This window comes from Corynebacterium gottingense (assembly GCF_003693265.1).
Classification (GTDB): domain Bacteria; phylum Actinomycetota; class Actinomycetes; order Mycobacteriales; family Mycobacteriaceae; genus Corynebacterium; species Corynebacterium gottingense.
This window is the reverse complement of sequence record NZ_RDRE01000081.1, coordinates 1-2,610: the sequence shown is the minus strand read 5'-3', so window position 1 is coordinate 2,610 and position 2,610 is coordinate 1. Positions and strand designations below refer to the sequence as shown.

At 68.7% G+C, this 2,610-nt stretch carries 3 protein-coding genes; all 3 read right to left on the bottom strand.

From position 1 onward, the window contains the following. The coding region (locus tag EAW56_RS11660) for an HAD family hydrolase (protein ID WP_147453312.1) at positions 1-583 on the bottom strand (583 nt) is incomplete at its 3' end. Between the two features lie 4 nt (positions 584-587). Then, the gene (locus EAW56_RS11655; RefSeq protein ID WP_122086720.1) at positions 588-1,448 is read right to left on the bottom strand and encodes a lysophospholipid acyltransferase family protein; all 861 of its coding nucleotides are present in this window, start codon (positions 1,446-1,448) and stop codon (positions 588-590) included. Then, positions 1,448-2,610 (bottom strand): serine--tRNA ligase (gene serS / locus EAW56_RS11650; RefSeq protein WP_122086717.1); only part of this gene is annotated, 1,163 nt, incomplete at its 5' end. The genes serS and EAW56_RS11655, both read right to left, overlap by 1 nt.

The window sequence follows — 2,610 nt, the reverse complement described above, 5'->3', positions numbered from 1 at the left end:
TGAGGCCCTCGTCCATGGAATAGGTCAGGTGCGCGTCCTCCGGCTCGATGGTGGGCGCGACCAGGTCGAACAGTTCCGCGGAGCGCAGCTGCGGGCAGCGCACGAGCAGCTTGGCGGCGGGCTCGGCCACGATTTCCGCGGCGGTGCCGATGCCGAAGCTGCTGTCCCAGGCGTCCCGGTTGTACTCGGGGGTGATGAGGAAGCAGTCCTCCTCCGGGTCGAGCGCGCTTTGGCCGACGCGCTCCACCCCAAAGCCGTGCTGCAGGCCGTGCGGGGCGAGCGCCTTGCCGACGGCGTCGACGACGCGCTGCATCGTCTCCGGCGCGAGCTCGAAGGAGCGCACCACGGTGTCTTTCACCGGGTCGTAGACCACGGCACCGTTCGCGCACACGCAGGTCGGCGCGATGGGCAGCTGATCCAGCACCGGCATGAGCCAGCGGTGAGGGCGCCCCGTGGCCAGGGCGAACTTGGCCCCCGAGCGCACCGCGCGGACCACCGTGTCGCGCAGCCTCGGGGTCACCCGGCCGGTGGGGGTGATGAAGGTGCCGTCGATGTCGCTGATGATGAGCTTGGGGGCGTGCATGAGTTTAGGTGCCTTTCTTGGCTTGCTTCGCGGCCTTCTTCGCCTTGCGTTCCGCGCGTTCGCGCTCGTACATCTCGGCCGCCTGCTCCAGCGTGGGCGCGCCGCCGCCGAGGGAGGCGGGCACCCACTTGTCGCCGGGCGCAAACGGTCCGAACTCCGCGTCGTACTCCGCGCGGGACTGCTCGAGCATGCGCTGCATCGCCTGCTTGAGCCGCGCCGTGTCGGCCTCGGCGTCGCCGGTGACCTCGACCGGTGCGCCATAACGCACGATCACGCCGACGCCGCGGAACTTTTTGGGCAAATCTTTGGTCCAGATGCGGTGCGAGCCCCAGATCACGCACGGGATCAGCGGCGCGTCCGCCTGCGCGGCGATGCGTGCCGCGCCCGTCTTGAAGTCCGCGAGCTCAAAGGAGCGCGAGATCGTGCCCTCCGGGAAGATGCCGACCAGGTCGCCGTCGCGGAGGCCGCGCACGGCGGCGTCGACAGCCGAGCCCCCGTTGTCCCGGTCCACCGCCACGTGCTTCATGGTGCGCAGCAGCGTCCCCAGCACGGGGATGTCAAACACGCCCTGCTTCGCCATGTATCGCAGCAGGCGCCCGCCCTGCAGGAGCGGGCCGGTGCCGGTGAGCATGAAGTCGTAGTAGCCGGTGTGGTTCGCGGCGATGATCGCGCCACCGCGCTCCGGGATGTGCTCCGCCCCCACCACGCGCACGCGCATGCGCTGCAGGCGCAGCAGGCGATTGAACATGCGCACGGTGAACGGGTAGAGCCCCTCCTTCGACTCCACCGGGTGCTTCGCCGGGGCCCGATAGTCCGCCGGGACGGTGAACCCGCGCAGCGTCTTCCACTGCGGTGCGGTGCCCATTAGGCCTCGAGCACTTCCTTGCCCACCCACGGCTGCAGCGCGGCGGGCACGCGGACGGAGCCGTCGGCCTGCTGGTTGTTCTCCAAGATGGCCACCAGCCAGCGGGTCGTGGCCAGGGTGCCATTCAGCGTCGCGGCGATCTGGGTCTTGCCGTTCTCGTCGCGGTAGCGGATGTTCAAGCGGCGGGCCTGGAAGGTTGTGCAGTTGGAGGTGGAAGTCAGCTCACGGTAGGTGTGCTGCGACGGCACCCACGCCTCGGTGTCAAACTTGCGGGCCGCGGAGGAACCGAGGTCGCCCGCGGCGACGTCGATGACGCGGTAAGGCACCTCCACGTCGGCGAGCATCTCGCGCTCCAGACCGAGCAGCTTCTGGTGCATGTCCTCTGCCTCTTCCGGCTTGCAGTAGACAAACATTTCGAGTTTGTCGAACTGGTGGACGCGCAGGATGCCCTTCGTGTCCTTGCCGTAGGAGCCGGCCTCGCGGCGGAAGCATGAGGACCAGCCGGCGTAGAGCAGCGGGCCGTCGGAAAGATCGATGATCTCGTCCTGGTGCAGGCCGGCCAGCGCCACCTCGGAGGTGCCCACCAGGTAGAGGTCATCGCGCTCGAGGTAGTAGATCTCCTCGTCGTGCTCGTCCAGGAAGCCGGTACCCGCCATGATCTCGGGGCGCACCAGCACCGGCGGGACAACGACCTTGAAGCCGGCCTCGCGCGCCTTCTTCGCGGCGTGCATGAGCATGCCCAGCTGCATCCAGGCGCCGTCGCCGACCAGGTAGTAGAAGCGGGCGCCGCCGATCTTGGTGCCGCGCTTCATATCAATCGCGCCGAGTGCCTCGCCCAGGTCCAGGTGGTCCTTGACCTCAAAGTCGAACTCCGGGACCTCACCAACGTGCTCGAGCACGACGAAGTCTTCCTCACCGCCGGCGGGCGCGCCCTGGATGGGGTTCGGGATCTTGGACTGCAGCGCCTTGACCTTGGCCTCTGCCTCCTCCTGCTCGGCCTCGGCGGCCTTCACGCGCGCCTTGAGCTCGTTCGAACCCTCCAGCAGTGCGGGGCGGTCCTCCGGCGCCGCCTGCCCAATCTTCTTGCCAAACGCCTTCTGCTCACCGCGCAGCTCGTCCGCCGCCTGGATCGCGGCGCGGCGCTGCTCGTCGGCGGCAATCA